Consider the following 24697-nt stretch of genomic DNA (forward strand, 5'->3'; position numbering starts at 1 on the left):
TATTTCTGGCGCATATAAAAATTGAGAACATCTTATGAGTAACGCAAAACACCTCGCGCAACGCATTCAAAACCTGCAGCCTTCCGCCATCCGTGAACTTCTTAAGCACAGCAAAATGCCCGGTGTTATTTCACTGGCCGGCGGCATTCCTTCCAGCGAGCTTTTTGATAAGCAAGGGCTGGAGCTGGCGACTCATAAGGTCGTGGAAGAGAACTTTAACGATGCTTTTCAGTATGGCCTGACAGAAGGCAATACCGAGCTGCGCGACCAGCTGGTTGAGCTGTGCAAAGCGCGCGGGATTACCACGCGTAGTGACCAGCTGCTGATCACTTCTGGTTCGCAGCAGGCGCTGGATCTGCTGATTCGCGCGCTGGTAGACGAAGGCGATGTTTTCGTTGTTGAGCGGCCGACTTATCTTGCCACGCTACAAATCCTCAGTTTGACCGCCGCCAAAGTCGAGTCGGTGGGCGGGGATGAGCACGGCATGATTGTCGACGAGCTGGAAGCGCTGCTGAAAAACACGCGCATTAAAGGCGTTTATCTGGTGCCGACCTTCGGTAACCCGAGCGGCACAACGCTGAGCGCCGAGCGCCGCGAGAAACTGGTAAAACTGGCTGCGGAATACGATTTTGTGATTATTGAGGACGATCCGTACGGGGCGATTAGCTTTACCGAGCGCCGCGAGAAGACCCTGATTCAGGTAGCGAAAGAATTGGGGCATGAAGACCACGTGGTCTATACCTCAACTTTCTCTAAAATCCTGGCGCCAGGCCTGCGCGTGGGCTGGATTATTCTGCCGGAATGGATGAAGCAAAAGGTCGCTATCATTAAGCAGGCGACCGATCTGCACGCCAACTCGTTTACCCAGGCGCTGACGGCGGCTTACCTGACTCTGGGCCGTCTGGACCCGCAAATTGAGCTGATTCGTGAAGCCTACAAGCAGAAGTGTCTGACGCTTTCGCGTCTGCTGGAAGAGGAACTGGGCGAGCACATTACCTTCAACCAGCCGCAGGGCGGGATGTTCCTTTGGGCCTCATTCCGCTATGACTTCGACACCACTGCGTGGCTGCAAAAAACGCTGGAGAAAGGCGTGGTTTACGTGCCGGGCGAATTCTTCTTTAGCGATCATGCGGATAAACGCACGCTGCGGTTCTCTTACGCTACGGCCACCGATGAGCAGTTAGTTGAAGCCGTTAAGCGTTTAAAAGCCGCACTCTAAGAAAAAGGCTCCCAATTGGGAGCCTTAAGATTGATGACAAACAGCCGAAAAACGTGGTTTTCGACCGTTTGGGGCAAACCAGAGAACATTATTCATTGTTTTTATTAGACCGAGGTTCGGACTTTTTAGAGCAATGAACTTTGTCAGCAGTCCCGGCTCCCGATTGGGAGCCTTAATTTTTTAGTCACAGGCGACAATTTTTAGCGCCAGGCCACCGCGAGATGTTTCGCGATACTTGGCGTTCATGTCCTTACCCGTTTCATACATCGTCTCGATAACCTTATCCAGGCAGACGCGCGGTTCGCTGGTGCGGCGCATTGCCATACGCGCAGCGTTCACGGCTTTAACTGCCGCAATGGCGTTACGCTCGATGCAAGGAACCTGTACCTGACCGGCTACCGGGTCGCAGGTCAGCCCCAGGTTGTGCTCCATGCCGATTTCAGCGGCGATGCAAACCTGAGTTGGGCTACCGCCCAGCAGTTCTGCAAGACCCGCCGCAGCCATTGAGCAAGCCACGCCGACCTCGCCCTGACAGCCCACTTCCGCACCGGAGATAGAGGCGTTCATTTTGTACAGGGAACCGATAGCGCCGGCGGCCAGGAAGTAGCGCGCGCAGGAGTTAGCGTTTACCTGACGGATAAACTTGTCGTAATAGGCCAGCACCGCCGGAACAATCCCGCAGGCGCCGTTCGTCGGGGCGGTGACTACGCGGCCACCGGCGGCGTTTTCTTCGTTTACCGCCAGCGCGAACATATTGATCCAGTCCACAACGGCCATTGGATCTGAGTTGTTTTTATCGGTGGTAACCAGCATGCGGCGCAGCGCGGCCGCACGTCGTGGAACGCGCATTTTGCCCGGCAGCACGCCTTCGGTGGTGATGCCGCGTTCAATGCCACTGCGCATCACTTCCCAGACCGCCGCAAAGTGGGCGTCGATCTCTTCCTGGCTGTGTAGGGCGCGTTCGTTTTGCATCATCAGTCCGGAAAGCGACAGTCCCGTTTCGCGGCAGTGTTTCTGCAGGTCTGCGGCGTTTTTATACGGATACGGGACGCTCACCGGGTTTTCGCTCTGCACGCCAAAATTCGCTTCGTCAACGATGAAACCGCCGCCGATAGAGTAATAGGTCTGGGAATACAGAACCCTGTCACTGGCCAGGGCGGTAATACGCATGCCGTTTTCATGCAGTGCCAGGTTGTCAGCATGGAAGTTCATGCAGCCGTCTACAGGGAACTCTACTTCATGCTGACCGTTCGCCAGCATCAGGCGGCCATGGGTATTCACATCCTGGATGAAATGGGGAATAGCATCGATATCTACGCTATCCGGCAGGTTACCCGCCAGACCCATAATAATCGCGATATCGGTGTGGTGGCCTTTACCTGTCAGGGATAATGAACCATAGACGTCTACGACAACGCGGGTGACATCGTGCAGGATCCCTTGCTCAATCAGGTCATCAGAAAATTGTTTACCAGCCTTCATCGGGCCGACGGTATGCGAACTGGATGGGCCGATACCGATTTTGAAAATGTCGAATACGCTGATCATAAGATTTCCCTGCGTAAGTGACTTGAGAGGAGAAAGCCGCCCGAGCGGGCGGCTTTAAAATGCTTAGCTGAACAGCGAGTAGAAGATAGCGGAGATAGCAATCAGACCCATAATCACAACGAAGACGTTGCTGATGTGGCCGCTGTATTTACGCATTGCCGGGACTTTCTGAATCGCATACATCGGCATCAGGAACAGGATCATCGCGATAACCGGGCCGCCCAGAGTTTCAATCATACCCAGGATGCTTGGGTTCAGCGTCGCCACAGCCCAGGTCGTCACCAGCATGAACAGCGCGGTGATTTTGTTCAGTTTGCCGATTTCAATGCTCTTGCCTTTGCCGCGCAGAGATTTGATAACCATACCGTTGAAGCCTTCACGTGCGCCCAGGTAGTGGCCGAGGAAGGATTTGGTGATGGCAATCATCGCAATGATTGGCGCCATCCAGGCGATAACCGGTGCGTTAAAGTGGTTAGCCAGGTAAGACAGGATAGAAATGTTCTGCGCTTTTGCCGCCGCCAGGTCAGCCGGGCTCAGGCTGAGCACACAGCTGAAGACGAAGAACATGACGGTCAGCACCATCATGATGTGTGCACGGGCCAGAATGCTGGAGCATTTTTTCTCGGCGCCTTCGCCGTACTCTTCACGCTTCGCTACCGCGAAGGAGGAGATGATCGGGGAGTGGTTGAAGGAGAACACCATCACCGGAATAGCCAGCCACAGGGTCATCCACAGGCCGCTGCCGGTTGCCGGCGTTGCGCTGAAGGACAGCGTTTCAAATGCCGCACCGCTCCAGTTAGGAATCAGATACAGCGCCAGAACCATCAGAGCCGCAACAAACGGGAATACCAGAATGCTCATCGCCTTCACGATCATCTGCTCACCGAAGCGCACGATGGTCATCATGCCGACAATCAGGATCAGAGAAAGAATCGCACGTGGTGGAGACGTCATACCCAGCTGGTGTGTGATGAAGCTGTCTACAGTATTGGTGATTGCCACGCTGTAAACCAGAAGGATTGGGTAGATAGCGAAGAAGTACAGCAGGGTAATCAGCTTACCTGCGCCAGTACCAAAGTGTTCTTCTACAACTTCGGTGATGTCTTCGCCCGGGTTTTTACCGGACAGCACGAAGCGGGTCATACCGCGGTGTGCGAAGAAGGTCATTGGGAAAGCCAGAATCGCCATAATGAACAGCGGGATCAGGCCCCCAACGCCGGCGTTGATCGGCAGGAACAGGACGCCTGCACCAATAGCCGTGCCGTACAGGCCCAGCATCCACATGGTGTCGGTCTTGCGCCATGCGCCTTTTTTCTCAGCAGAGACAATACTGCCGGTTTGAGTGGTTTCCATTTACATCTCCAAAGGAATGTTTCGTGCAATGTTGAAAAATTTGCAGTTAAGACGACGTCAGGGGCCTAACTGCTGAAACTAAATTCTGGCCGAGGGCATTTTTGTAGTAGTTGTGTCCCGTAACTATCGGCGGGCGGAAAGATACATTCATGCCGTCTATGTATCAGTGATCGCGATCCCAAATGCGATAATCTACGTAATTGGCGAGACAATTCCGCATAACAATCTGTTCATCGATATCATCGTAAAATTTATGGGCGCAAAGCCTATCACTTGCGGATGATGCAATAAATTAAACCTGAGAAAATAGCTCGGGTTTAACCATAAAAAGTGCCAAAAACAGCATTTTTCGATGAATATTTATGTCTGGACGTGATGTTTGCGGGTTTAAGTGTGAACGCAATCGATTAAATGGCGTTGGGAAGGGATAAAAATAAGGGCGACGCATGGCCGCCCAGGAAGATTAGCGAACAATTTCGTAACAGGGGATATAGGCGCTGCCGGGAAGTTTCATGCGGTGCTGAGCAACAAAGCCCTGCAGCAGAACGTCCATGCGCTTCATCATCTCCGGGTCTCCGTGGAGTTTGTACGGACCGTATTTCTCGATAGCGTGAATGCCTGGCTCCTTAACGTTACCCGCAACAATGCCAGAGAAGGCCCGACGCAGTGACGCCGCCAGTTTTTCCGCAGGCTGATCCGGATAGAGCTGCAGGTTAGCCATGTTTTCGTGAGTCGGTTCAAACGGCATTTGCAGATCGGGCGAAATGCGAATCGACCAGTTAAAGCCGTAAGCATCGCCGGTTTCTCGGCGGTTCTCTTTTACCTGAGGCATGGCTTTTTTCATCACGCGTGCAACTTCAGCCGCGTCGTCGATGATGATTTTATAGTGACGACGCGCCTGCTCACCCAGGGTATTAACGATAAACTCATCCAGCACGCGGAAGTAGTCGGCGCTTTCTTTCGGCCCGGTCAGAATCAGCGGCAGAACCTGATCGTGGTTGTGCGGATTCATCAGGATGCCGAGCAGATACAGCAACTCTTCTGCGGTGCCGACGCCGCCAGGGAAGATAATGATGCCGTGGGCAATGCGAACAAATGCCTCAAGCCGTTTTTCAATATCCGGCATGATGATCAGCTCGTTGACCAGCGGATTCGGTGGCTCTGCGGCGATGATCGAGGGTTCTGTCAGGCCAATAAAACGCCCCTCTTTGTAGCGCTGCTGCGCGTGTCCAACGGCGGCGCCTTTCATCGGGGCTTCCATCGCACCTGGCCCACAGCCGGTACAGATGTTCAGCTCACGCAGGCCAAGCTGAGTGCCCACGCGGCGAGCATAAAGGTATTCATTTTCGTTAATGGAATGGCCGCCCCAGCAAACCACCAGGTTCGGCGCTTCACCGACGTGCAGCGCACGGGCATTTCGCAAAATAGAAAACACCATATTTGTGATATGAATGGAGTTTTCTTTATTTAAGTGCTGGAAACGGCCTGCGTTAGCGATTTGGCCGTTAACAAACAGAATATCGCGTAGCACGGCAAACAGGTTAGCCTGCAGCGCGCGAATGATGCGACCGTCGACAAAGGCGTCTTCAGGGGGATTAATCAGTTCGAGTTTTACGCCACGTTCACGACGTAACACATTGATGTCAAAGTTCTGATAGCGGGACAGTAGCTCTTTGCTGCTGTCAGTTTGACTGCCGGAATTAAGGACCGCCAGTGAGCAGTTACGAAACAGTTGGTAAAGGTCGCTGCTGGCGGTGCGTTTAAGCATATCGACTTCCAGCTGCGACAACATATCCATTGAGCCAAGCGGGCTAATATGTGTAATCAAGTGAACTCCTTACGGAACGAAAAGTGCCGTTCTCACAGATTACAATAGCCCTGGCTTGTTCACTTTAACAACCCGTAAACCGTATTCACTTTTGGTGCTGGGAGCTATTTCGCACTTATTGACGAACCAGGCGGCCAAAAGCGGGATGGAAATCGGTATTGGTGCGCCAAGGGTTAATGTCCAGGCCGCCACGACGCGTATAGCGCGCATAGACGCTGAGCGTCTGCGGTTGGCAGAAGCGCTGCAGGTCATTAAAGATGCGCTCCACGCACTGCTCGTGAAACTCGTTGTGATGGCGGAAGGAAACCAGATAGCGAAGCAGCTTTTCACGATCGATTTTCGGGCCGCGATAGCGAATTTGCACGGAACCCCAGTCCGGCTGATGGGTAATCAGGCAGTTGGACTTCAGCAGGTGGCTGACCAGCGTCTCTTCCACGATTTGATCGCCTGCGGCATGTTCCAGGTAATCAGCGTTGAATTCATAGCTGTCGATGGTGATGTTCTGTTCATCGATGCATTCGCCGCTGAAGGCCGCAATTTCCTGGCCTTCCAGTTCATGTAGGCGGAAAAGCACAACGCTGACGTCGCCTTCGGCGCAGGCGCTTAAATCACGTTTTAGGGTTTCCTGCACGGTTTCCCAGTCGGCGAAACGCGTCTGGTTAAAGCTGTTCAGGTAAAGCTTGAAGCTTTTTGACTCCACCAAATTGACGCTGTTGGCATCCAGCTGCACATGGCCAACGGCAACCTGAGGCAGGCCATTGTTGTTCAGCCATGAGAGCTCATATAGCGTCCAGATGTCGCCGCCGCTGAACGGCAGGCTGTCGGCATGGAGGCCAAGCGGGTCACGATTGAGGCTGCGCGGCACGGCCTGCAGCAGCGATGGCTGGTATTGATCCTGATAAGCGGTTGGCTTACCCAGCGTCAGGCCACTCAGAGCCTGGTGATTTTCGTAGGACATGTTTCACCGAGATAAAGGTACAATTGGCTTTTATTGTACCCCAGCCTACGCGAGTGAGAAATTAATGAACGAAGTCAGTGTTGCCCTGGAAGGGTTTACCCGCCGTTTTTGCGAATTGTGGCAGCAGGATACGGGAGGCTGGCCTGCCAGCGAAGCGCTCTATGGCATTCCATCGCCTTGTATTGTTACCACCACGGGCGGCGATGTGCGCTGGCAGCCTCAACCTTTCTCTCCGGCGGCAGATTTGAGTGCCGTTGAACGGGCGCTGGATATTGCGCTTCAGCCGGGGATCCATGCGTTCTATACCACGCAATTTGCCGGCGATATGCCCGCTGTTCACGGTAGCATTTCGCTAACTTTGCTGCAGGCGTGGAGTGAAGATGATTTTCAGCGCGTACAGGAAAATCTCATTGGCCACCTGGTGACGCAAAAGCGACTGAAGCTATCACCTACACTCTTTTTAGCGACAACGGATGATGAAATGGACGTTGTTTCGCTGTGCAACTTGACAGGGGAGGTGGTGCTTGAAAGAATCGGCACCCCGCAGCGTACCGTGCTCTCTGCTTCACTTCCTCATTTTCTGACGACCTTAACGCCTCAGGTTATTTAGCCATTTCCCCCAAAGTTTTGTGAGAGATCTCTTACACGCACTGTGAGAGATCGCTACATTTAGCGGCAGATGAAAGCGACTCTCATTTGTAGATGTCCATATTAAACAATGTGTTGTAATTGTTTTAGGAAAGTTCCGAATGAAAGTTTTTATGCGTTTGCCCGCTGCATGCCTTGTCACAAGCGGCCAAATAGAGGATTCTATATTCATCGACAGGAGGTCGACGTAATGAAGGGGATATCAGGATGATGTCGCTTCATGACGAAAGGAACCCGCCGGGATGGCGTACAAGGAAGGCTTCATAGATGAAGCAGGGATAACTCAGGAAGAGTAATGGACACCTCCAGGATGGAGAACGAGAGCCGTAACAGGAGTACGGTGGGTCAGGAAGACTCAAGGACTTAGCGTCAGGATGATGCAGGACACCATCAGGATGAAGGTTGCAGGAAGCGCTGGCGATGGATCGTTGGTCAGGAGACCAGAGGACAAAGTTGTCACGGACGAGCAGGGAGCACGAAAAGTAGCCGGATTAGCTGCGAAACGAACCGGGAGCACTGTTTATACAGTGCTCCCTTTTTTTATGCCTTTTTCCCGCGCTGACAAGAAGTGCTATCCTGTACCGCTATTTTTCACTGAATCACGAGGTTTTCATGGAGCGCCAGACGCTGGTTCGCCGCCATTTACTCACCCTTGAGCAGATCCTGCGCGATCACTCCCTCTGGCAGGGCCTGCCTCCCGATTCGGCTGCATTTGAAAGCTCGCAGCCTTTTTGTATGGATACGCTGCAACCCCATGAATGGCTGCAATGGGTATTGATCCCTCGTATGCATGCTCTGCTGGACAGCCAACACCCGCTGCCTGAGGCCTTTGCCGTTGCGCCGTATTATGAAATGGCGCTGGACGCGACACATGCCGCGCGTGAACCTCTTCTTGCCGCATTAGTTGAACTGGATGCACTGTTTGACGCGGAAAAGGGCTAATGCTGGAGATTATTTACCAGGATGAGTGGCTGGTTGCCGTGAACAAACCTTCCGGCTGGCTTGTGCATCGCAGCTGGCTGGACAGGCATGAAAAAGTTGTGGTGATGCAAACCGTTCGTGACCAGATTGGCAAGCATGTTTTTACCGTTCACCGTCTCGACAGGCCGACTTCCGGCGTGCTGCTAATGGGGCTATCCAGCGAAGTAGGCCGCTTGTTATCGCAGCAGTTTGAGCAGCACCAGATGCAGAAACGCTATCATGCTGTCGTGCGTGGCTGGCTGCAGGACGAAGCCGTGCTGGACTATCCGTTGGTTGAAGAGCTGGATAAAATCGCCGATAAGTTTAGCGACCAGGACAAAGGGCCTCAGCCTGCGGTAACGCACTATCGAGGGCTGGCAACGGTAGAAATGCCGGTGGCGGTGGGACGCTATCCCTCCGCACGCTACAGCCTGGTGGAACTTGAGCCAAAAACTGGGCGCAAGCACCAGCTTCGCCGCCACCTTTCACATCTGCGTCACCCGATTATTGGGGATTCAAAGCATGGCGATCTGCGTCAAAATCGCGGTGCTGCAGAGCATTTTGGCTGCCAGCGATTGATGCTGCACGCCAGCCAGCTTTCTCTTAGCCACCCTGTCACCGGAGAACCGCTGACGCTAAGCGCGGGCCTGGATGACACCTGGATGCAAATGCTGACAAAATTTGGCTGGCGTGGCCAGTTGCCGGATGTTGAAGATATTGAGTTTGACCCGGCGAGTCGCCAGGATAAGCCTTGTCTCTAATTCTTAAGGAGTTACCGATGGCCGAAGTGGGCATTTTTGTAGGCACGATGTATGGCAACGCGCTGTTAGTGGCGGAAGAAGCCGAAACCATTCTTAAAAAACACGGCCATCAGGCGAAAGTGTTTGAAGATCCTGAACTGGCGGACTGGCAGTATTATCGCAACCATTATGCGCTGGTAGTGACCTCCACGACCGGGCAGGGCGATCTGCCAGATAGCATTATGCCTCTGTTCCAGAGCATCAAAGATCAACTCGGCTACCAGCCTGAGCTGCATTACGGGCTGATTGCCCTTGGCGACAGTAACTACGATCGTTTCTGCGGCGGCGGTAAGCAGTTTGACGCTTTGCTCCAGGAACAGAGCGCGACTCGCATTGCAGACGTGCTGACGATTGACGCTAACGACCATCCTGAGCCTGAAGTGGTTTCCGGCCCGTGGGTTGAGCAGTGGGCAACTTTACTGAAATGAGTTAAACAGGGCGGGAAAAGCGAGGCTTACCCGCCCTGAAAGCGTCTTAGTTTAGCGGTTGTTCGTGATCGCGGCGATAGGCGCCGGGGGAGGTATTAAACCGCTTCCCAAACGTGCGGGTAAAGGATTGCTGTGAATCAAAACCGTAGCGTACCGAGATATCGAGGATCTTATCCTCGGTATTCTTCAGATCTTCCGCCGCCAGCTGCAGCTTTCGTTCGCGAATGTAGGCGCCGAGGCTTTTTCCCGCCCAGTCAGAGAACATCCGCTGTAAGTACCACTTCGAGTAGCCGGACTGCCTTGCGACTTCTTCAATACGCAGCGGGCGCTGCATATTGCCGTCGACCCATTCAAGCAGAGATTCCATAAAATCTTTAGGCATGGACATATCACCTCCTTCTACATCTTGCTCGTTCGATTATTGAGAGTTCTATTCCCACCAGGAGTCGAAGGCCTGGTGGGGTTTGCTGACTTCCAGTATCTGCCCCATTTCTGGCGTTAACAGATGGTAGCTGCGGCCAGCGCTGGCCGTGGCAATGCGGCGGAAGGGTTCATCCCAGCTATGGTTTGCCAGTGCGAAGCGGCCTGCATGTCCCGGGACCATGGTTTTGGCCCCAAGCTCCTCCGTTGCCTGCGCGGCCTCTTCCGGCATCATGTGAATATATTTCCAGCCCTCGTCGTACTGGCCGTTTTCCATAATCGCGAGGTCGATATCGCTAAACTGCTCGCCAATCTGCTTAAAATGCGGGCCGTAGCCGGTGTCGCCGCTGTAGTAGACCTTCCGCTGCGGCGTGACCAGCATAAAGCTCGCCCACAACGTTTTATTGCCGGTCAAACCGCGGCCAGAAAAGTGACGCGCTGGAAGGGCGTGGACCGTCAGCTCATTATCAATGGCTACTTTTTCCTGCCAGTCGAGCTCGTGGATAATCGCGGGCTCGAAACCCCAGGCTTCAAAATGTGCCCCCACCCCCAGTGGCGTGACGATCTGCTTAATCTTTGGTTTCAGGGCCCGTAGCGTCGGGTAGTCCAGATGATCCCAGTGATCGTGAGAGATAATCAGGGTGTCTATTTCCGGCATGTCCTCTGCTCGCCACGGGTATTCTCCAGCAAACGCCTTATTCAGAAAGGCAAAAGGGGCGGCATAATGGCTGAACACCGGGTCTACCAGAATGCGTTTGCCGCCGAGCTGGATAAACCAGGATGAATGCCCAAGCCACACCACAAGATCGTGCTGCATATCCAGTGTAGCCAGGTCGGTTTTGACCAGTGGCAGAGGGTGAGTCGGTTTTACCGTATCCGGGCGGGAGAAGAAGAAATCCCACAGCGCCGCTATCCGACCGCGTTTGTCGGTCATCATTGGGGTATCTTGCTGATTGTGAAACTTGCCGTCGCGGTACTGAGGTGATTGCTGGATGCGTTCGAGGCGATTTCCCTCTGGCAATTTGCCGAATTCAGTCATCGGGAACAGCGAAGCGCTAGCGGCAGTAAGGCCTAATAACATAATCACGACCATGAATTTTAGGGTTAACGAACGCTGGCCAGAATGCACGGCAGCCATAAGGGGTTCTCTTGATAAATATAAGGGTAATATTGCTATTGAGTGAGTAAACACTCATTATAGGCAGGTAAGATCAACCGTCAACAAAATTTACGGTATGATACAGATCATCGCTTTCCGCGATCTTGCGGTGGCTGAAACCCCTATTCATACAGATAACTGGCTTGTGAGGAACCGTGGCTCGTCCAAAAAGTGAAGATAAACGATTAGCATTACTCGATGCGGCTACCGACGCGATAGCGGAGCTGGGGCTGGGGGCGGCGACGTCTTTAATTGCCAGAAAGGCGGGCGTGGCCGAAGGGACGCTGTTCCGCTATTTCCCGACTAAAGACGAGTTGCTGAATGCAGTTTATCTTCATCATAAGCAAGACCTCGGCAGCGAGCTGATGAAGACTTATGACCGGCATGCACCAAGTAAAGAGCGCTCAAGGACGGTGTGGGGAAATTATATCGACTGGGGATTGGTGAAAGTGAATGCCCGCAAAGCGATGCGCCAGCTGGCCGTTTCCGGCAAGATCACGCCTGAAACGCTTGAGCAGGTTTACCAGGCCTATCCTGATCTACGAGATTTGTCGAAAGAGTGCGTCACCAACGAGGCATTGACCGGTGTTGAATCGGCTTTTGCCGATGCCATTTTCTTCGGGCTTGCCGAAACCACCATGGAATTCGCCGGGCGTGAGCCCTCGCGCAGGGAAGAGTACAAGTCTGCAGGCTTTGACGTTATGTGGCGCGGTATGACCAAAGGCTAAGCCACAGCATATTGATATAGATGAAAAAAGAGGGAGTAAGCTCTTCCCTCTTTGCCTGAAAGTCTGCGTTCAGATCTGGTACTTTTTCGCCTCGCGTGCAACGTTATCCATCTCGTCCAGCAGTTCCAGAATTTCTGGCTCCAGCTCTTCAGGCGCTACGCCGTTACGCAGGCCGTGTTCCAGCGTCTGGCAGAGCTTTTTCATTCGCGGAACGCCGCTGTAGCTACAGCTGCCGTGCAGCTTATGGACGATATCGACCAGGCCTTCCGGCTGGTCGCCGACGAGTTGTTCTTCGAGGACGTTTCTCACTTCGGGCAGAAATTCCAGCAGCATTTCAAGCATCTCGCGCGCCAGATTGGCCTTGTTAGCGGCCTGACGCAGGGCAAGGTTCCAGTCCAGCGTCTGATTGATGCTAATGGCAGGCGGCGTAGGTTCTTCCTGCGGCACCGGTAGGGGACTTATGTTTCCCGGATGGTAGCGCATCAACAGGCGATGCAGTTTTTCCTCTTCGATCGGTTTGGCGAGGTAATCGTTCATGCCGGCACTCATGAGTTTCTCTTTTTGCCCGGCCAGGGCGTGAGCGGTTACGGCAATCACCGGGGTTTGCTGGTGATGCGGCAGCTGGCGAATCATCTCGCAGGCTCGAATGCCGTCCATTTCCGGCATCTGGATATCCATCAAAATAATATCGATGTTCATCTGCCTGGCGCGTTCCAGCGCCTGGGCTCCGCTTTCGCACAGCACGACCTGCTGGACGCGATCTTCCAGTAAGGCACCAATCAGTTTCAGGTTTGCCGGGTTATCATCCACCGCCATAACCGCCATCGGAAGTTTATCGCTGTGCTCAATAAACGGCAGAGTAAGGTTAGCCTTCGGGCAGCTTTCAAGCAGCATCGGGAAAAGGCGCGTAGAGGTTATAGGTTTTAGCAGGCAGCCCGCCACGCCCTGGCGTTTGAGCTCTTCCGCACCCACCTGGGTATGGCAGGGGAGTGCCAGAATCAGGCTGTCGGCCATGGTGACCGCTTTTGCAAGCTTCGGGTTTGCGAGCGTGAGTGTTTCCGTAAAGGTGACGGGAATGCCGCACAGCAGGATATCAAAATGCTCGTCAGCTAACCCGGACAGCGACGGGCTATGTACCACGTTCAGCGGGGTGTTTTGCAGCAGGCTCAGCGTGCTTTGTGCTGCGGTGACGTTAGGCTCCACGTAACCAAGACGTTTGCCTGCGAGTTTGTCCAGCGCCTGCCTGTCGTGTACGGCGTTTGTGTTAAGATCGAGACTGATATGGAACCAGAAGGTGGAGCCACGATTGGGTTTACTGTGGAAGGATATATCGCCGCCCATCTCATTCACCAGCTTCTGGGTGATAACCAGCCCCAGGCCCGTACCGCCGTGGCGACGCGAGATACTGGCATCTGCCTGACGGAAAGCCTGGAAAAGGCGCGACTGCTCCTGTTCAGGAATGCCGATCCCGGTATCGTGGATCTGCATTTCAATCTGAACTTTGTTGTTCCCTTCCGCGCGCTTTTCCACCAGCAGATCGATATTGCCGGTTTCGGTAAATTTAATCGCGTTGCCCACCAGATTGGTGACGACCTGCTGCAGGCGCAGAGGGTCGCCAATCACGTTGTCCGGCACGTCATTTTTGATGTTTAGCGTCAGCTCAAGGCCCTTGTCGTGGGCGGAATGTGCCAGCAACGTCACCACTTCATCCAGCGTGTTGCGCAGCGGGAACGGAATGGATTCCAGCATCAGCTTGCCCGCTTCCAGCTTAGAAAAGTCCAGCACGTCGTTAATGATAGTGAGTAAGTTATTGGCCGAACGTTCAATCGTATAGAGGTGGTCGCGCTGGGTGGGATTCAAGTCCGTTTTTAGCGTCAGACGGGTGAAGCCGATAACCCCGTTAAGCGGCGTACGCAGCTCATGGGACATGTTTGCCAGAAATTCGGATTTAATGCGTGCGGCTTCCTGGGCTCGCTTTTTGGCGAGATCCAGCTCTACGTTCTGGATTTCCATCTGCTCCAGGGTTTCACGTAGGTCAGATGTCGCCTGGTCAACGTTGTGCTGCATCTCTTCGTGATAGGCGGTTAACGACATGGCCATTGAGTTAATGCCATTTTTTAGCATATCCAGTTCGCCCAGCATAAACCCTTCAACCCGGCTATCCAGCTGCCCGCGGCGGATGCGGTCGACGGTATTCACCATATTACGAATCGGGCCGGTAACGTCGCGCATCAGGCGGTAGGCAAAGAGCATCGCAATACCGATGCAGAACAGCATCATCAGCGTGGAAATAAATATCTCGCGGTATTGCTGAAGCCGAACCGATTTAAGATCCAGCTCCATGGCGACATAGCCAAGCGTGCTACTGCTCAGCTTGGCATTGCTTTCAGCGGACTCATCCGGCGAATATCTTTCGGAAACGATAGGCATCCGCAGGATCATCAAGTCGCCAACGCGGCTAACGGTGAGATCGGTCGGCGGTTTTTCCCCTTCGGGCAGCCTCAGGCGGGTGTCGTTATGTTGAAAGTTAGACGTCACGAATAGCTTGTTAGCGTCATCGTAAATAGAAATGCCGCGAACGATATCTGAATGTCGGCGGTGGAGTACGCTGACTAACTGGCGAATAGACTCCCGGCTATGGAAGTTCATCCCATACTCACTGGAAACCGCCAGCGGCTCGATAATACTGGCGCCTGCATCTTCCAGTTGACGCTGTAAGTCATTGTAACGGTGAACAACGAAAAAGATGCTGAGCAACAAACCGACCAGAAGCGTCGGGGCCAGAATCAGGATCATCATACGTGCGCGCAGGCTGTAGTTGGTCATGGGGTTCCGATATGGGACAATAAAAGCAACAGTGACATTTGAGAACACATCGACTTACATCATGGCGCAATTCTACTCTGCAAAGCGACGCGATACGAATCGTGAATTACTAACCGTGACGGTAAACGATCTTGACCCGTTCGGTCAGGGCGTTGCACGCCACAAGGGCAAGGCGCTTTTTATTCGCGGCGCATTACCTGGCGAACAGGTTGAGGTCCGCATTACCGAAGATAAGCGTAGTTACGCTCAGGCAGAGGTAAAGCGGCGTTTAAGCGACAGCCCGGAACGCGTGAAGCCACGTTGCCCTCATTTTGGCGTCTGCGGCGGCTGCCAGCAGCAGCACGTAAGCGTGGCGTTACAGCAGGACGCTAAGGCTAAAGCCCTGGGGCGCATGATGGGCGATCGCGAACATCCCCGCCTGGTCGATGAAATTATCTCTGCCGAACCATGGGGGTATCGCCGTCGTGCCCGGCTGAGCTTGAATTATCAACCTCGGACACAGACCTTACAAATGGGGTTTCGCAAGGCGAGCGACAAAGCGCTGGTGGATATCCATCATTGCCCCGTACTGGCGCCCCGGCTTGAAGCATTACTTGAACCTTTACGCGAATGCTTGTCTGAATTAAGTATCGTTGATCGTCCTGGGCATGTAGAGCTGGTCCTGGCAGACAGCGGGCCTCTTATGGTGCTGCGCCATTTGGCGCCGCTCAGCGCGGGTGACCGGCAAAAACTGGAACAGTTTTCGCATTCCTCTAAGGTGGCGGTGTTCCTGGCGCCGGACAGCGACAACCTGGTCTCGCTTTCGAACGAACAGCCCTGGTATCACTCAGACGGGCTACGCTTAACCTTTAGCCCACGTGATTTCATCCAGGTTAACGACGATGTTAATCAGCAGATGGTGGCCCGGGCGATTGAGTGGCTGGACGTGCAGCCAGAAGACCGGGTACTGGATTTGTTCTGTGGAATGGGAAATTTTACCCTGCCGTTGGCAAAACGAGCCGCTGCGGTAGTTGGCGTGGAAGGCGTTGCTGCGCTGGTGGCGAAAGGTGAATATAATGCCCAGCGTAATGCGCTGAAAAACGTGACATTCTTCCATGAAAATCTGGAAGATGATGTGACGCTTCAACCGTGGGCGCAACAAGGGTTTACTAAAATATTGCTCGACCCGGCGCGTGCCGGGGCGGCGGGCGTTATGCAGCATGTCATCACGCTGGCTCCGGGTCGCGTGGTGTACGTGTCCTGCAACCCCACTACGCTTGCGCGTGACAGCGAAGCGTTACTGGCCGCCGGGTACCAAATTAAGCGACTGGCAATGCTCGATATGTTTCCCCACACCGGGCATCTGGAATCTATGGCGCTTTTTGAGCGTAATTGAAGCGGCTAATCAGGTTCATTTGCCTGACTTTTAGCCCGACAGGAGAGGATAATGGTTGCGGTAAGAAGTGCACATCTCAACAAAGCTGGCGAATTTGCGCCCGAAAAATGGATTGCAAGTCTCGGGATTTCCAACCAGCAGTCATGTGAACGCTTAGCCGAAACCTGGGCGTATTGTGAACGCCAGACTAAAGGCCACCCTGACGCTGAGCTACTGCTGTGGCGCGGCGTTGAAATGGTGGAAATCCTCTCGATGCTGAGTATGGATAATGACACGCTGCGTGCGGCGTTGTTGTTCCCACTGGCCGATGCGGGCGTCGTCAGTGAAGAGGTGATGCTGGAAAGCGTCGGCAAACAGGTGGTGACCCTGATTCACGGCGTGCGCGACATGGACGCGATTCGCCACCTGAAAGCGACCCATAACGACTCTGTTTCTTCTGACCAGGTGGATAACGTTCGCCGGATGCTGCTGGCGATGGTGGACGACTTCCGCTGCGTGGTCATCAAGCTTGCGGAACGTATCGCTCATCTGCGCGAAGTGAAAGACGCGCCGGAAGATGAGCGCGTGCTGGCGGCGAAAGAATGTACCAATATCTATGCACCGCTGGCGAATCGCCTTGGCATCGGTCAGCTCAAGTGGGAGCTGGAAGATTACTGCTTCCGCTACCTGCACCCGGAGGAATACAAGCGTATAGCGAAGCTGCTGCACGAGCGCCGTATCGATCGCGAGCAGTACATTGACGATTTTGTCGGCACATTACGTTCTTCGATGAAAGAAGAGGGCGTAAAGGCTGAAGTCTATGGCCGACCAAAACACATCTACAGCATCTGGCGCAAAATGCAGAAAAAACACCTCGCGTTTGATGAGCTGTTTGACGTCCGCGCGGTGCGTATTGTTGCTGAGCGCCTGCAGGATTGCTATGCGGCGTTGGGGATAGTGCATACTCACTTCCGCCATTTGCCGGATGAGTTTGACGACTATGTCGCAAACCCTAAACCGAACGGCTACCAGTCCATTCACACCGTGGTACTTGGTCCGAACGGCAAAACCATAGAGATACAAATCCGTACCAAACAGATGCACGAAGAGTCCGAGCTGGGCGTGGCCGCGCACTGGAAGTACAAAGAAGGCAATGCACGTAGCGGCAGTTCAGGCCATGAAGACCGCATTGCCTGGCTGCGCAAGCTTATCGCCTGGCAGGAGGAGATGTCCGATTCCGGCGAAATGCTCGACGAAGTCCGCAGCCAGGTCTTTGACGATCGCGTGTATGTGTTTACGCCTAAAGGTGACGTGGTGGATCTGCCCGCAGGTTCGACGCCGCTGGACTTTGCCTACCACATTCATAGCGATGTCGGGCACCGCTGCATTGGAGCCAAGATAGGCGGGCGCATCGTGCCGTTCACCTACCAGCTGCAGATGGGCGATCAGATTGAAGTCATTACCCAGAAACAGCCAAACCCGAGCCGCGACTGGCTGAATCCAAACCTGGGTTACATCACCACCAGCCGCGGGCGTGCGAAAATCCATAACTGGTTCCGCAAGCAGGATCGGGACAAGAATATTCTTGCCGGTCGCCAAATCCTTGATGATGAAATTGAACATCTTGGTATTAGCCTGAAAGAGGCGGAGAAGACCCTGCTGCCGCGCTACAACTTCAACGAAATTGAAGAGCTGCTGGCCGCCATCGGCGGCGGTGATATTCGTCTTAACCAAATGAGCAACTACCTGCAGGCGCAGTTTAACAAGCCGAGCGCCGAAGAGCAGGATGCCGCCGCGCTGCGCCAGCTGACGCAGAAAACTTATGCTCCGCAGTCGCGCAGCAAAGACAACGGGCGCGTTGTGGTAGAGGGCGTGGGTAATCTTATGCACCACATTGCCCGCTGCTGCCAGCCGATCCCGGGGGATGAAATTGTTGGCTTCATCACGCAGGGACGTGGGATTTCGATTCACCGAGCGGACTGTGACCAGCTGGCCGAGCTGCAATCCCATGCGCCGGAACGTATTGTGGATGCCGTGTGGGGCGAAAGTTATTCCAGCGGTTATTCGCTGGTGGTACGCGTGACGGCGAACGACCGCAGCGGCCTGCTTCGTGACATCACAACCATTCTGGCGAACGAGAAGGTCAACGTGCTCGGCGTTGCCAGCCGTAGCGACACGAAGCAGCAGCTGGCAACCATCGATATGAACATTGAGATCTATAACCTGCAGGTGCTTGGCCGGGTGCTGGGCAAGCTGAATCAGGTGCCGGATATCATTGATGCTCGTCGCCTGCACGGCTAAATCATTGCTCCTCATCTCGACGAGAATAATTCAACTCGATCCAGTCCCTCTCCTTTTGGGAAGAGGGACTGGATGAGGGTAAAAAAACAAGGAATTACAATGACTCAAATAGACCGCCTGCTTGGCATCATGCAACGCCTGCGCGATCCGGAAAACGGCTGCCCGTGGGATCGTGAACAGACGTTCGCCAGTATCGCACCTCACACCCTCGAAGAAACTTACGAAGTGCTGGATGCCATTAATCGCGAAGATTTTGACGATCTTCGCGGCGAGCTTGGCGATCTGTTGTTTCAGGTGGTGTTTTACGCACAAATGGGGCAGGAAGAAGGGCGCTTTAACTTTGAGGATATCTGCCGGGCGATTAGCGACAAGCTTGAGCGCCGCCATCCCCATATTTTCGCCGACGGTGAGGCCGCGACCAGCGGTGAGGTGCTGGCGAAGTGGGAGCAGATCAAAATTGAAGAGCGTGCGCAGAAGGCTCAGCACTCAGCGCTGGATGATATTCCCGAGGCACTGCCCGCGTTGATGCGTGCACAAAAGATCCAAAAACGTTGTTCGAACGTCGGCTTCGACTGGACGACGCTCGGCCCGGTGCTGGATAAAGTTCACGAAGAGATCGACGAAGTGATGTTTGAAGCAAAACAGGCCGTTGTGGATGAAGCCAAACTGGAAGAAGAGGTGGGCGATTTATTGTTCGCTACCGTCAATCTGGCTCGCCATCTGGGGACCAAAGCCGAGGTCGCTTTACAGAAAGCGAACCGGAAATTTGAAGTGCGTTTTCGGAAAGTCGAAGCCATTGTTGCCGCCCAGGGATTGACTATGGAGCAGGCCGGGCTGGAGATCATGGAAAATGCTTGGCAGGAAGTTAAACGCCAGGAAACTGATATCTAAAGCGTTTTTGAGACCAGCTGCACTTTCTGGCACTTTCTATTTAACAAGCGATTGATTTGCGTCAAAAACATTTATCACGGAAGGGCTATTTTCTTAGCCTGACTGTGGGGCCAGGAGAAAATCCGCAGGATAGAATGAATGTTTGTGGCACTCATGCTGTTCGGGTATACTGCTTTCCCGTCCTGGTTATTCCATCGTCTTTAAACCTAACTTCTCAGGTTCAGCATGACAACGAACTATATTTTTGTGACCGGCGGGGTCGTTTCCTCTCTGGGTAAAGGCATTGCCGCAGCCTCCCTCGCAGCTATTCTTGAAGCCCGTGGCCTCAACGTATCCATCATGAAACTCGATCCGTACATCAACGTCGATCCGGGTACCATGAGCCCTATTCAACATGGGGAAGTGTTCGTTACCGAAGACGGCGCTGAAACCGATCTGGATTTGGGTCACTACGAGCGTTTTATCCGTAACAAGATGAGCCGCCGTAACAACTTCACCACCGGCCGTATCTACTCTGACGTTCTGCGTAAAGAGCGCCGTGGTGACTATCTTGGCGCGACCGTGCAGGTTATTCCGCACATCACCAACGCCATTAAAGAACGTATTCTGGAAGGCGGCGAAGGCCACGACGTGGTGCTGGTTGAAATCGGCGGCACCGTCGGTGACATCGAATCCCTGCCGTTCCTTGAAGCGATTCGCCAGATGGCAGTAGAAGTGGGCCGTGAGCACACGCTTTACATGCATCTGACGCTGGTGCCATACATGGCCGCAGCCGGTGAAGTGAAAACCAAGCCGACTCAGCACTCCGTAAAAGAACTGCTCTCCATCGGTATCCAGCCAGACGTGCTGATTTGCCGTTCTGACCGTGTTGTACCGGCCAATGAACGCGCGAAAATTGCATTGTTCTGTAACGTCCCGGAGAAAGCGGTAATCTCTCTAAAAGACGTCGATTCTATCTATAAAATTCCAGGCCTGTTGAAATCACAGGGGCTGGACGATTATATTTGTAAACGATTCAGCTTGAACGCGCCTGAAGCCAATCTGGCAGAATGGGAACAGGTTATCTACGAAGAAGCCAACCCAACGGGCGAAATCACCATCGGTATGGTCGGCAAGTACATTGAACTGCCGGATGCCTATAAATCGGTGATTGAAGCGTTGAAACACGGTGGGCTGAAAAACCGTCTGACCGTGAACATCAAGCTGATTGATTCACAGGATGTTGAAACCCGTGGCGTTGAGCTGCTGAAAGGTCTGGATGCTATCCTTATCCCTGGCGGTTTCGGCTACCGCGGCGTTGAGGGCAAAATTGCCACCGCGCGCTATGCCCGTGAAAACAACATCCCATATCTCGGTATTTGCCTGGGTATGCAGGTTGCCCTTATCGAGTTCGCCCGTAACGTGGCGGGCATGGATAACGCCAACTCCACTGAATTTGTGCCAGACTGTAAGTACCCTGTGGTGGCATTGATCACCGAGTGGCGCGATGAAGAAGGCAACGTTGAAGTGCGTACCGAGAAGAGCGATCTGGGCGGCACCATGCGCCTCGGCGGGCAGCAGTGCCAGCTGACCGACGGCAGTCTGGTTCGCCAGATGTACGGTGAGCCGACTATCGTTGAACGCCATCGCCATCGCTATGAAGTCAACAACATGTTGTTGAAACCGATTGAAGCAGCTGGTTTACGTGTTGCAGGTCGTTCCGGTGATGACCAACTGGTGGAAATCATTGAGGTGCCAAATCATCCGTGGTTTGTTGCCTGCCAGTTCCACCCGGAATTCACTTCGACTCCGCGTGACGGGCACCCACTGTTTGCAGGCTTCGTGAAAGCCGCCGGTGAGTACCAGAAACGCCAGGCGAAGTAAGCAGAGTTAGAACGGCAACGCGCGACATCCTCGCGCGTTGTTTGTCTGGAGTTTTAGTTTAACGTTGTGACTTGAGGAAAACCTATATGTCCAAAATTGTGAAAGTGATCGGTCGTGAAATCATCGACTCCCGCGGTAACCCGACTGTTGAAGCCGAAGTTCACCTGGAAGGCGGTTTCGTTGGTCTGGCTGCGGCTCCATCAGGTGCTTCTACCGGTTCCCGTGAAGCTCTGGAACTGCGCGATGGCGACAAATCTCGTTTCATGGGTAAAGGCGTACTGAAAGCTGTTGCTGCAGTTAACGGCCCGATCGCTGAAGCTGTGCTTGGCAAAGATGCTAAAGACCAGGCTAACATCGATAAGATCATGATCGACCTGGATGGCACCGAGAACAAATCCAAGTTTGGCGCTAACGCCATCCTGGCTGTTTCTCTGGCTGCTGCTAAGGCTGCTGCTGCCTCTAAAGGCCTGCCGCTTTACGCTCACATCGCTGAACTGAACGGCACCCCAGGCAAATACTCTATGCCTCTGCCAATGATGAACATCATCAACGGTGGCGAGCACGCTGATAACAACGTTGATATTCAGGAATTCATGATTCAGCCTGTTGGCGCGAAAACCCTGAAAGAAGCGGTACGTATCGGTTCTGAAGTGTTCCACAACCTGGCAAAAGTGCTGAAATCCAAAGGCATGAACACCGCTGTTGGTGATGAAGGCGGCTACGCGCCTAACCTGGGTTCTAACGCAGAAGCGCTGGCTGTTATTGCTGAAGCGGTTAAAGCAGCAGGTTACGAGCTGGGTAAAGACGTTACTCTGGCTATGGACTGTGCAGCGTCTGAGTTCTACAAAGACGGTAAATACGTTCTGGCTGGCGAAGGCAACAAAGCGTTCACCTCTGAAGAGTTCACTCACTTCCTGGAAAACCTGACCAAAGATTACCCAATCGTTTCTATCGAAGACGGTCTGGACGAATCTGACTGGGCTGGTTTCGCATACCAGACCAAAGTCCTGGGTGACAAAATCCAGCTGGTTGGTGACGATCTGTTCGTAACCAACACCAAGATCCTGAAAGAAGGCATCGAGAAAGGCATCGTTAACTCCATCCTGATCAAATTCAACCAGATCGGTTCTCTGACCGAAACGCTGGCTGCGATCAAAATGGCGAAAGACGCTGGCTACACTGCGGTTATCTCTCACCGTTCAGGCGAAACCGAAGATGCTACCATCGCTGACCTGGCTGTGGGTACCGCTGCAGGTCAGATCAAAACGGGTTCTATGAGCCGTTCTGACCGTGTTGCTAAGTACAACCAGCTGATTCGTATCGAAGAAGCGCTGGCTGCACAGGGCACCCCAGCACCGTTCAACGGTCTGAAAGAAGTTAAAGGCCAGTAATTTCTTACTGCTGCTTTAGACGTTGAAAAACCCGCTTCGGCGGGTTTTTTTATTGCTAAAAAATAGCACTTTCTCTCGGTATCACTCAGAACTGGTTTTTAAGGGTTGCACTTGATTTTCCTACGGTTCAGTCTGGAAGGGTCTTTAATCAAAGCCAGGAGGCAACCATGAAAGCAGCTGTTGTTAGCAAGGATCATTCAGTTGAAATCATCGATAAAGCTATGCGCGGTCTTGAATACGGAGAGGCGCTATTAACGATGGAGTGTTGTGGTGTTTGTCACACCGATTTACACGTAAAGAATGGCGACTTTGGTGATGTTACAGGCACCACTTTGGGGCATGAAGGTATCGGCATCGTCAAGGCAATCGGCCCCGGCGTCAGCTCTCTGAAGGTCGGTGACCGTGCAAGCGTGGCCTGGTTCTTCCGCGGCTGCGGGCATTGCGAATACTGTAACTCCGGTAACGAAACCCTGTGCCGTAGCGTGACCAACGCGGGTTACACCGTAGATGGCGGGATGGCGGAAGAGTGCATTGTGGTGGCTGACTATGCGGTAAAAGTGCCGGATGGCCTGGCTTCCGCGGAAGCCAGCAGCATTACCTGTGCCGGCGTAACGACCTACAAAGCGGTGAAAGTTTCCCATATCAAACCGGGCCAGTGGATTGCTATCTATGGTTTAGGCGGCCTCGGCAACCTCGCGCTGCAGTACGCCAAAAATGTCTTTAACGCCAAAGTCATTGCGGTTGATGTCAACGACGCCCAGCTTGAATTTGCCAAAGAGAGCGGTGCCGATCTGGTGATCAACTCCCGCAATGAAGACGCGGCAAAAATCATTCAGGAAAAAACCGGTGGCGCTCATGCTGCGGTCGTGACTGCGGTAGCCAAAGCAGCCTTTAACTCTGCCGTTGATGCGGTACGCGCGGGTGCACGTATTGTTGCCGTTGGTCTGCCGCCGGAATCCATGAGCCTGAATATCCCTCGCCTGGTACTGGACGGTATTGAAGTCGTGGGCTCGCTGGTGGGGACTCGTCAGGATCTCACCGAAGCATTCCAGTTTGCCGCCGAAGGGAAAGTGACGCCGAAGGTAACGCTGCGTCCGCTGGAGGACATCAATACCATTTTCCATGAAATGGAAAGCGGCAAGATCAAAGGCCGTATGGTGATTGATTTTAAACGTAAAAAGTAATTATTCTGGCCGGGAAAAGCCCGGCCTTCCAGTAGACCATTCGGTTCCCTCCCTGCATCTGCTGAGTCCCGCAGCCGCTTTAGCATGATCTCAGTCGGTAGTTCTGCGATAATTACTTTTTGTGACTATGACCGAGATGATTATGCAGTACCCGATTAACGAGATGTTCCAGACCCTGCAAGGGGAAGGCTATTTTACCGGCGTGCCGGCCATTTTTATTCGCCTGCAAGGTTGCCCGGTAGGCTGTGCCTGGTGCGATACTAAACATACCTGGGATAAGCTCGCCGATCGTGAAGTGTCGCTGTTCAGCATCCTGGCAAAAACCAAAGAAAGCGATAAATGGGGGGCGGCAAGCGCTGAAGATCTCCTGGCGGTTATTGGGCGTCAGGGCTATACCGCGCGCCATGTGGTGATAACCGGCGGTGAGCCGTGCGTACACGATCTCACGCCGCTTACCGAGCAGCTGGAGAAAAACGGTTTTAGCTGCCAGATTGAAACCAGTGGCACCCATGAAGTGCGCTGTACCGCGAATACCTGGGTGACGGTTTCCCCGAAGGTGAACATGCGCGGCGGTTACGACATTCTGTCCCAGGCGCTGGAGCGTGCGGATGAAATTAAGCACCCGGTAGGGCGTATGCGCGACATTGAAGCGCTGGATGAACTGCTTGCCACGCTGGCCGATGAGAAGAGCCGTATTATCGCCTTGCAGCCTATCAGCCAAAAAGACGATGCGACGCGCCTGTGTATTGAAACCTGTATGGCGCGTAACTGGCGCCTGTCGATGCAGACGCACAAGTATCTGAATATTGCCTGATGCGTTAAGCCGGGGCCGAAAGGG

At 53.6% G+C, this 24697-nt stretch carries 20 protein-coding genes; 13 read left to right on the forward strand and 7 right to left on the reverse strand.

Annotated elements, in window-relative coordinates:
* The first annotated feature begins 34 nt into the window (after window positions 1-34).
* Window positions 35-1219 carry a PLP-dependent aminotransferase family protein gene (locus tag VGM55_RS15410; protein ID WP_154188248.1) on the forward strand — a complete coding sequence of 395 codons (1185 nt, stop codon included), beginning with the start codon at window positions 35-37 and terminating at the stop codon, window positions 1217-1219.
* 180 nt (window positions 1220-1399) lie between these two features.
* Here the strand turns inward: VGM55_RS15410 and VGM55_RS15415 are convergent, their stop codons facing one another.
* From VGM55_RS15415 to queF, 4 genes are all read right to left on the reverse strand, one after another.
* Window positions 1400-2767 carry an L-serine ammonia-lyase gene (locus tag VGM55_RS15415; RefSeq protein ID WP_331635947.1) on the reverse strand — a complete coding sequence of 456 codons (1368 nt, stop codon included), beginning with the start codon at window positions 2765-2767 and terminating at the stop codon, window positions 1400-1402.
* Window positions 2768-2830: 63 nt separating this feature from the next.
* Window positions 2831-4120, reverse strand: a complete 1290-nt coding sequence (locus VGM55_RS15420; protein WP_154188250.1) for an HAAAP family serine/threonine permease — start codon at window positions 4118-4120, stop codon at window positions 2831-2833.
* A 463-nt stretch (window positions 4121-4583) separates the two neighbouring features.
* The gene (gene ppnN, locus VGM55_RS15425; RefSeq protein ID WP_154188251.1) at window positions 4584-5948 is read right to left on the reverse strand and encodes a nucleotide 5'-monophosphate nucleosidase PpnN; all 1365 of its coding nucleotides are present in this window, start codon (window positions 5946-5948) and stop codon (window positions 4584-4586) included.
* Window positions 5949-6063: 115 nt separating this feature from the next.
* Window positions 6064-6906 carry an NADPH-dependent 7-cyano-7-deazaguanine reductase QueF gene (queF, locus tag VGM55_RS15430; RefSeq protein WP_154188252.1) on the reverse strand — a complete coding sequence of 281 codons (843 nt, stop codon included), beginning with the start codon at window positions 6904-6906 and terminating at the stop codon, window positions 6064-6066.
* Window positions 6907-6970: 64 nt separating this feature from the next.
* Between queF and syd the strand changes: the two genes are divergently transcribed.
* From syd to VGM55_RS15450, 4 genes are all read left to right on the forward strand, one after another.
* Entirely contained in the window at window positions 6971-7516 is a 546-nt protein-coding gene (gene syd / locus VGM55_RS15435) for a SecY-interacting protein (RefSeq protein ID WP_331635948.1), read from the forward strand.
* Window positions 7517-8166: 650 nt separating this feature from the next.
* Window positions 8167-8496, forward strand: coding sequence for a YqcC family protein (locus tag VGM55_RS15440; protein WP_154188254.1), 330 nt, complete (start codon window positions 8167-8169; stop codon window positions 8494-8496).
* The gene (gene truC / locus VGM55_RS15445) at window positions 8496-9275 is read left to right on the forward strand and encodes a tRNA pseudouridine(65) synthase TruC (RefSeq protein ID WP_331635949.1); all 780 of its coding nucleotides are present in this window, start codon (window positions 8496-8498) and stop codon (window positions 9273-9275) included. Before VGM55_RS15440 ends, truC begins: the two co-directional genes overlap by 1 nt.
* A gap of 17 nt (window positions 9276-9292) precedes the next feature.
* Window positions 9293-9742: a flavodoxin gene (locus tag VGM55_RS15450; protein ID WP_154188331.1), complete on the forward strand. Its 450-nt coding sequence runs from the start codon at window positions 9293-9295 to the stop codon at window positions 9740-9742.
* A 46-nt stretch (window positions 9743-9788) separates the two neighbouring features.
* Here VGM55_RS15450 and VGM55_RS15455 read toward each other — a convergent pair whose 3' ends face one another.
* Both VGM55_RS15455 and VGM55_RS15460 read right to left on the reverse strand, forming a co-directional pair.
* Window positions 9789-10130: a helix-turn-helix domain-containing protein gene (locus VGM55_RS15455; RefSeq protein ID WP_154188256.1), complete on the reverse strand. Its 342-nt coding sequence runs from the start codon at window positions 10128-10130 to the stop codon at window positions 9789-9791.
* A 42-nt stretch (window positions 10131-10172) separates the two neighbouring features.
* On the reverse strand, window positions 10173-11300 hold the full coding sequence (locus tag VGM55_RS15460) for an MBL fold metallo-hydrolase (RefSeq protein ID WP_154188257.1): 1128 nt from the start codon (window positions 11298-11300) through the stop codon (window positions 10173-10175).
* Window positions 11301-11476: 176 nt separating this feature from the next.
* Here VGM55_RS15460 and VGM55_RS15465 point away from each other — a divergent pair, with 176 nt between their 5' ends.
* On the forward strand, window positions 11477-12049 hold the full coding sequence (locus VGM55_RS15465; protein ID WP_331635950.1) for a TetR/AcrR family transcriptional regulator: 573 nt from the start codon (window positions 11477-11479) through the stop codon (window positions 12047-12049).
* Between the two features lie 69 nt (window positions 12050-12118).
* Here the strand turns inward: VGM55_RS15465 and barA are convergent, their stop codons facing one another.
* A complete protein-coding gene (barA, locus tag VGM55_RS15470; RefSeq protein WP_331635951.1) occupies window positions 12119-14875 on the reverse strand; it encodes a two-component sensor histidine kinase BarA in 2757 nt (918 codons plus the stop codon).
* 61 nt (window positions 14876-14936) lie between these two features.
* On the opposite strand from barA, the gene rlmD reads away from it, so the two are divergent.
* The 7 genes from rlmD (at window position 14937) to queE (ending at window position 24673) form a co-directional block, all read left to right on the forward strand.
* Window positions 14937-16250 (forward strand): 23S rRNA (uracil(1939)-C(5))-methyltransferase RlmD, encoded by a 1314-nt coding sequence (rlmD, locus tag VGM55_RS15475; protein WP_154188259.1) that lies wholly within the window; start codon window positions 14937-14939, stop codon window positions 16248-16250.
* A gap of 51 nt (window positions 16251-16301) precedes the next feature.
* Window positions 16302-18530, forward strand: a complete 2229-nt coding sequence (gene relA / locus VGM55_RS15480) for a GTP diphosphokinase (protein ID WP_154188260.1) — start codon at window positions 16302-16304, stop codon at window positions 18528-18530.
* A gap of 99 nt (window positions 18531-18629) precedes the next feature.
* Entirely contained in the window at window positions 18630-19421 is a 792-nt protein-coding gene (gene mazG / locus VGM55_RS15485; RefSeq protein WP_154188261.1) for a nucleoside triphosphate pyrophosphohydrolase, read from the forward strand.
* Between the two features lie 225 nt (window positions 19422-19646).
* Entirely contained in the window at window positions 19647-21284 is a 1638-nt protein-coding gene (gene pyrG, locus VGM55_RS15490) for a glutamine hydrolyzing CTP synthase (RefSeq protein WP_038479387.1), read from the forward strand.
* Window positions 21285-21370: 86 nt separating this feature from the next.
* On the forward strand, window positions 21371-22675 hold the full coding sequence (gene eno, locus VGM55_RS15495) for a phosphopyruvate hydratase (RefSeq protein WP_016538007.1): 1305 nt from the start codon (window positions 21371-21373) through the stop codon (window positions 22673-22675).
* 167 nt (window positions 22676-22842) lie between these two features.
* Window positions 22843-23859, forward strand: a complete 1017-nt coding sequence (gene adhP, locus VGM55_RS15500) for an alcohol dehydrogenase AdhP (RefSeq protein WP_154188262.1) — start codon at window positions 22843-22845, stop codon at window positions 23857-23859.
* A gap of 142 nt (window positions 23860-24001) precedes the next feature.
* Complete coding sequence (queE, locus tag VGM55_RS15505; protein ID WP_331635952.1) at window positions 24002-24673, forward strand: 7-carboxy-7-deazaguanine synthase QueE; 672 nt, start codon at window positions 24002-24004, stop codon at window positions 24671-24673.
* The last annotated feature ends 24 nt before the right edge of the window (window positions 24674-24697 follow it).

Source organism: Cedecea sp. (assembly GCF_036500665.1).
GTDB lineage: Bacteria > Pseudomonadota > Gammaproteobacteria > Enterobacterales > Enterobacteriaceae > Cedecea.

What these genes read in the sequence shown, in the direction of transcription:
- VGM55_RS15410 (WP_154188248.1), top strand. Translation starts at nt 35, where the DNA reads ATGAGTAACGCAAAACACCTCGCGCAACGCATTCAAAACCTGCAGCCT.
- VGM55_RS15415 (WP_331635947.1), bottom strand. Translation starts at nt 2,767, where the DNA reads ATGATCAGCGTATTCGACATTTTCAAAATCGGTATCGGCCCATCCAGT.
- VGM55_RS15420 (WP_154188250.1), bottom strand. Translation starts at nt 4,120, where the DNA reads ATGGAAACCACTCAAACCGGCAGTATTGTCTCTGCTGAGAAAAAAGGC.
- queF (WP_154188252.1), bottom strand. Translation starts at nt 6,906, where the DNA reads ATGTCCTACGAAAATCACCAGGCTCTGAGTGGCCTGACGCTGGGTAAG.
- syd (WP_331635948.1), top strand. Translation starts at nt 6,971, where the DNA reads ATGAACGAAGTCAGTGTTGCCCTGGAAGGGTTTACCCGCCGTTTTTGC.
- VGM55_RS15440 (WP_154188254.1), top strand. Translation starts at nt 8,167, where the DNA reads ATGGAGCGCCAGACGCTGGTTCGCCGCCATTTACTCACCCTTGAGCAG.
- truC (WP_331635949.1), top strand. Translation starts at nt 8,496, where the DNA reads ATGCTGGAGATTATTTACCAGGATGAGTGGCTGGTTGCCGTGAACAAA.
- VGM55_RS15450 (WP_154188331.1), top strand. Translation starts at nt 9,293, where the DNA reads ATGGCCGAAGTGGGCATTTTTGTAGGCACGATGTATGGCAACGCGCTG.
- VGM55_RS15455 (WP_154188256.1), bottom strand. Translation starts at nt 10,130, where the DNA reads ATGTCCATGCCTAAAGATTTTATGGAATCTCTGCTTGAATGGGTCGAC.
- VGM55_RS15460 (WP_154188257.1), bottom strand. Translation starts at nt 11,300, where the DNA reads ATGGCTGCCGTGCATTCTGGCCAGCGTTCGTTAACCCTAAAATTCATG.
- barA (WP_331635951.1), bottom strand. Translation starts at nt 14,875, where the DNA reads ATGACCAACTACAGCCTGCGCGCACGTATGATGATCCTGATTCTGGCC.
- rlmD (WP_154188259.1), top strand. Translation starts at nt 14,937, where the DNA reads ATGGCGCAATTCTACTCTGCAAAGCGACGCGATACGAATCGTGAATTA.
- relA (WP_154188260.1), top strand. Translation starts at nt 16,302, where the DNA reads ATGGTTGCGGTAAGAAGTGCACATCTCAACAAAGCTGGCGAATTTGCG.
- mazG (WP_154188261.1), top strand. Translation starts at nt 18,630, where the DNA reads ATGACTCAAATAGACCGCCTGCTTGGCATCATGCAACGCCTGCGCGAT.
- pyrG (WP_038479387.1), top strand. Translation starts at nt 19,647, where the DNA reads ATGACAACGAACTATATTTTTGTGACCGGCGGGGTCGTTTCCTCTCTG.
- eno (WP_016538007.1), top strand. Translation starts at nt 21,371, where the DNA reads ATGTCCAAAATTGTGAAAGTGATCGGTCGTGAAATCATCGACTCCCGC.
- adhP (WP_154188262.1), top strand. Translation starts at nt 22,843, where the DNA reads ATGAAAGCAGCTGTTGTTAGCAAGGATCATTCAGTTGAAATCATCGAT.
- queE (WP_331635952.1), top strand. Translation starts at nt 24,002, where the DNA reads ATGCAGTACCCGATTAACGAGATGTTCCAGACCCTGCAAGGGGAAGGC.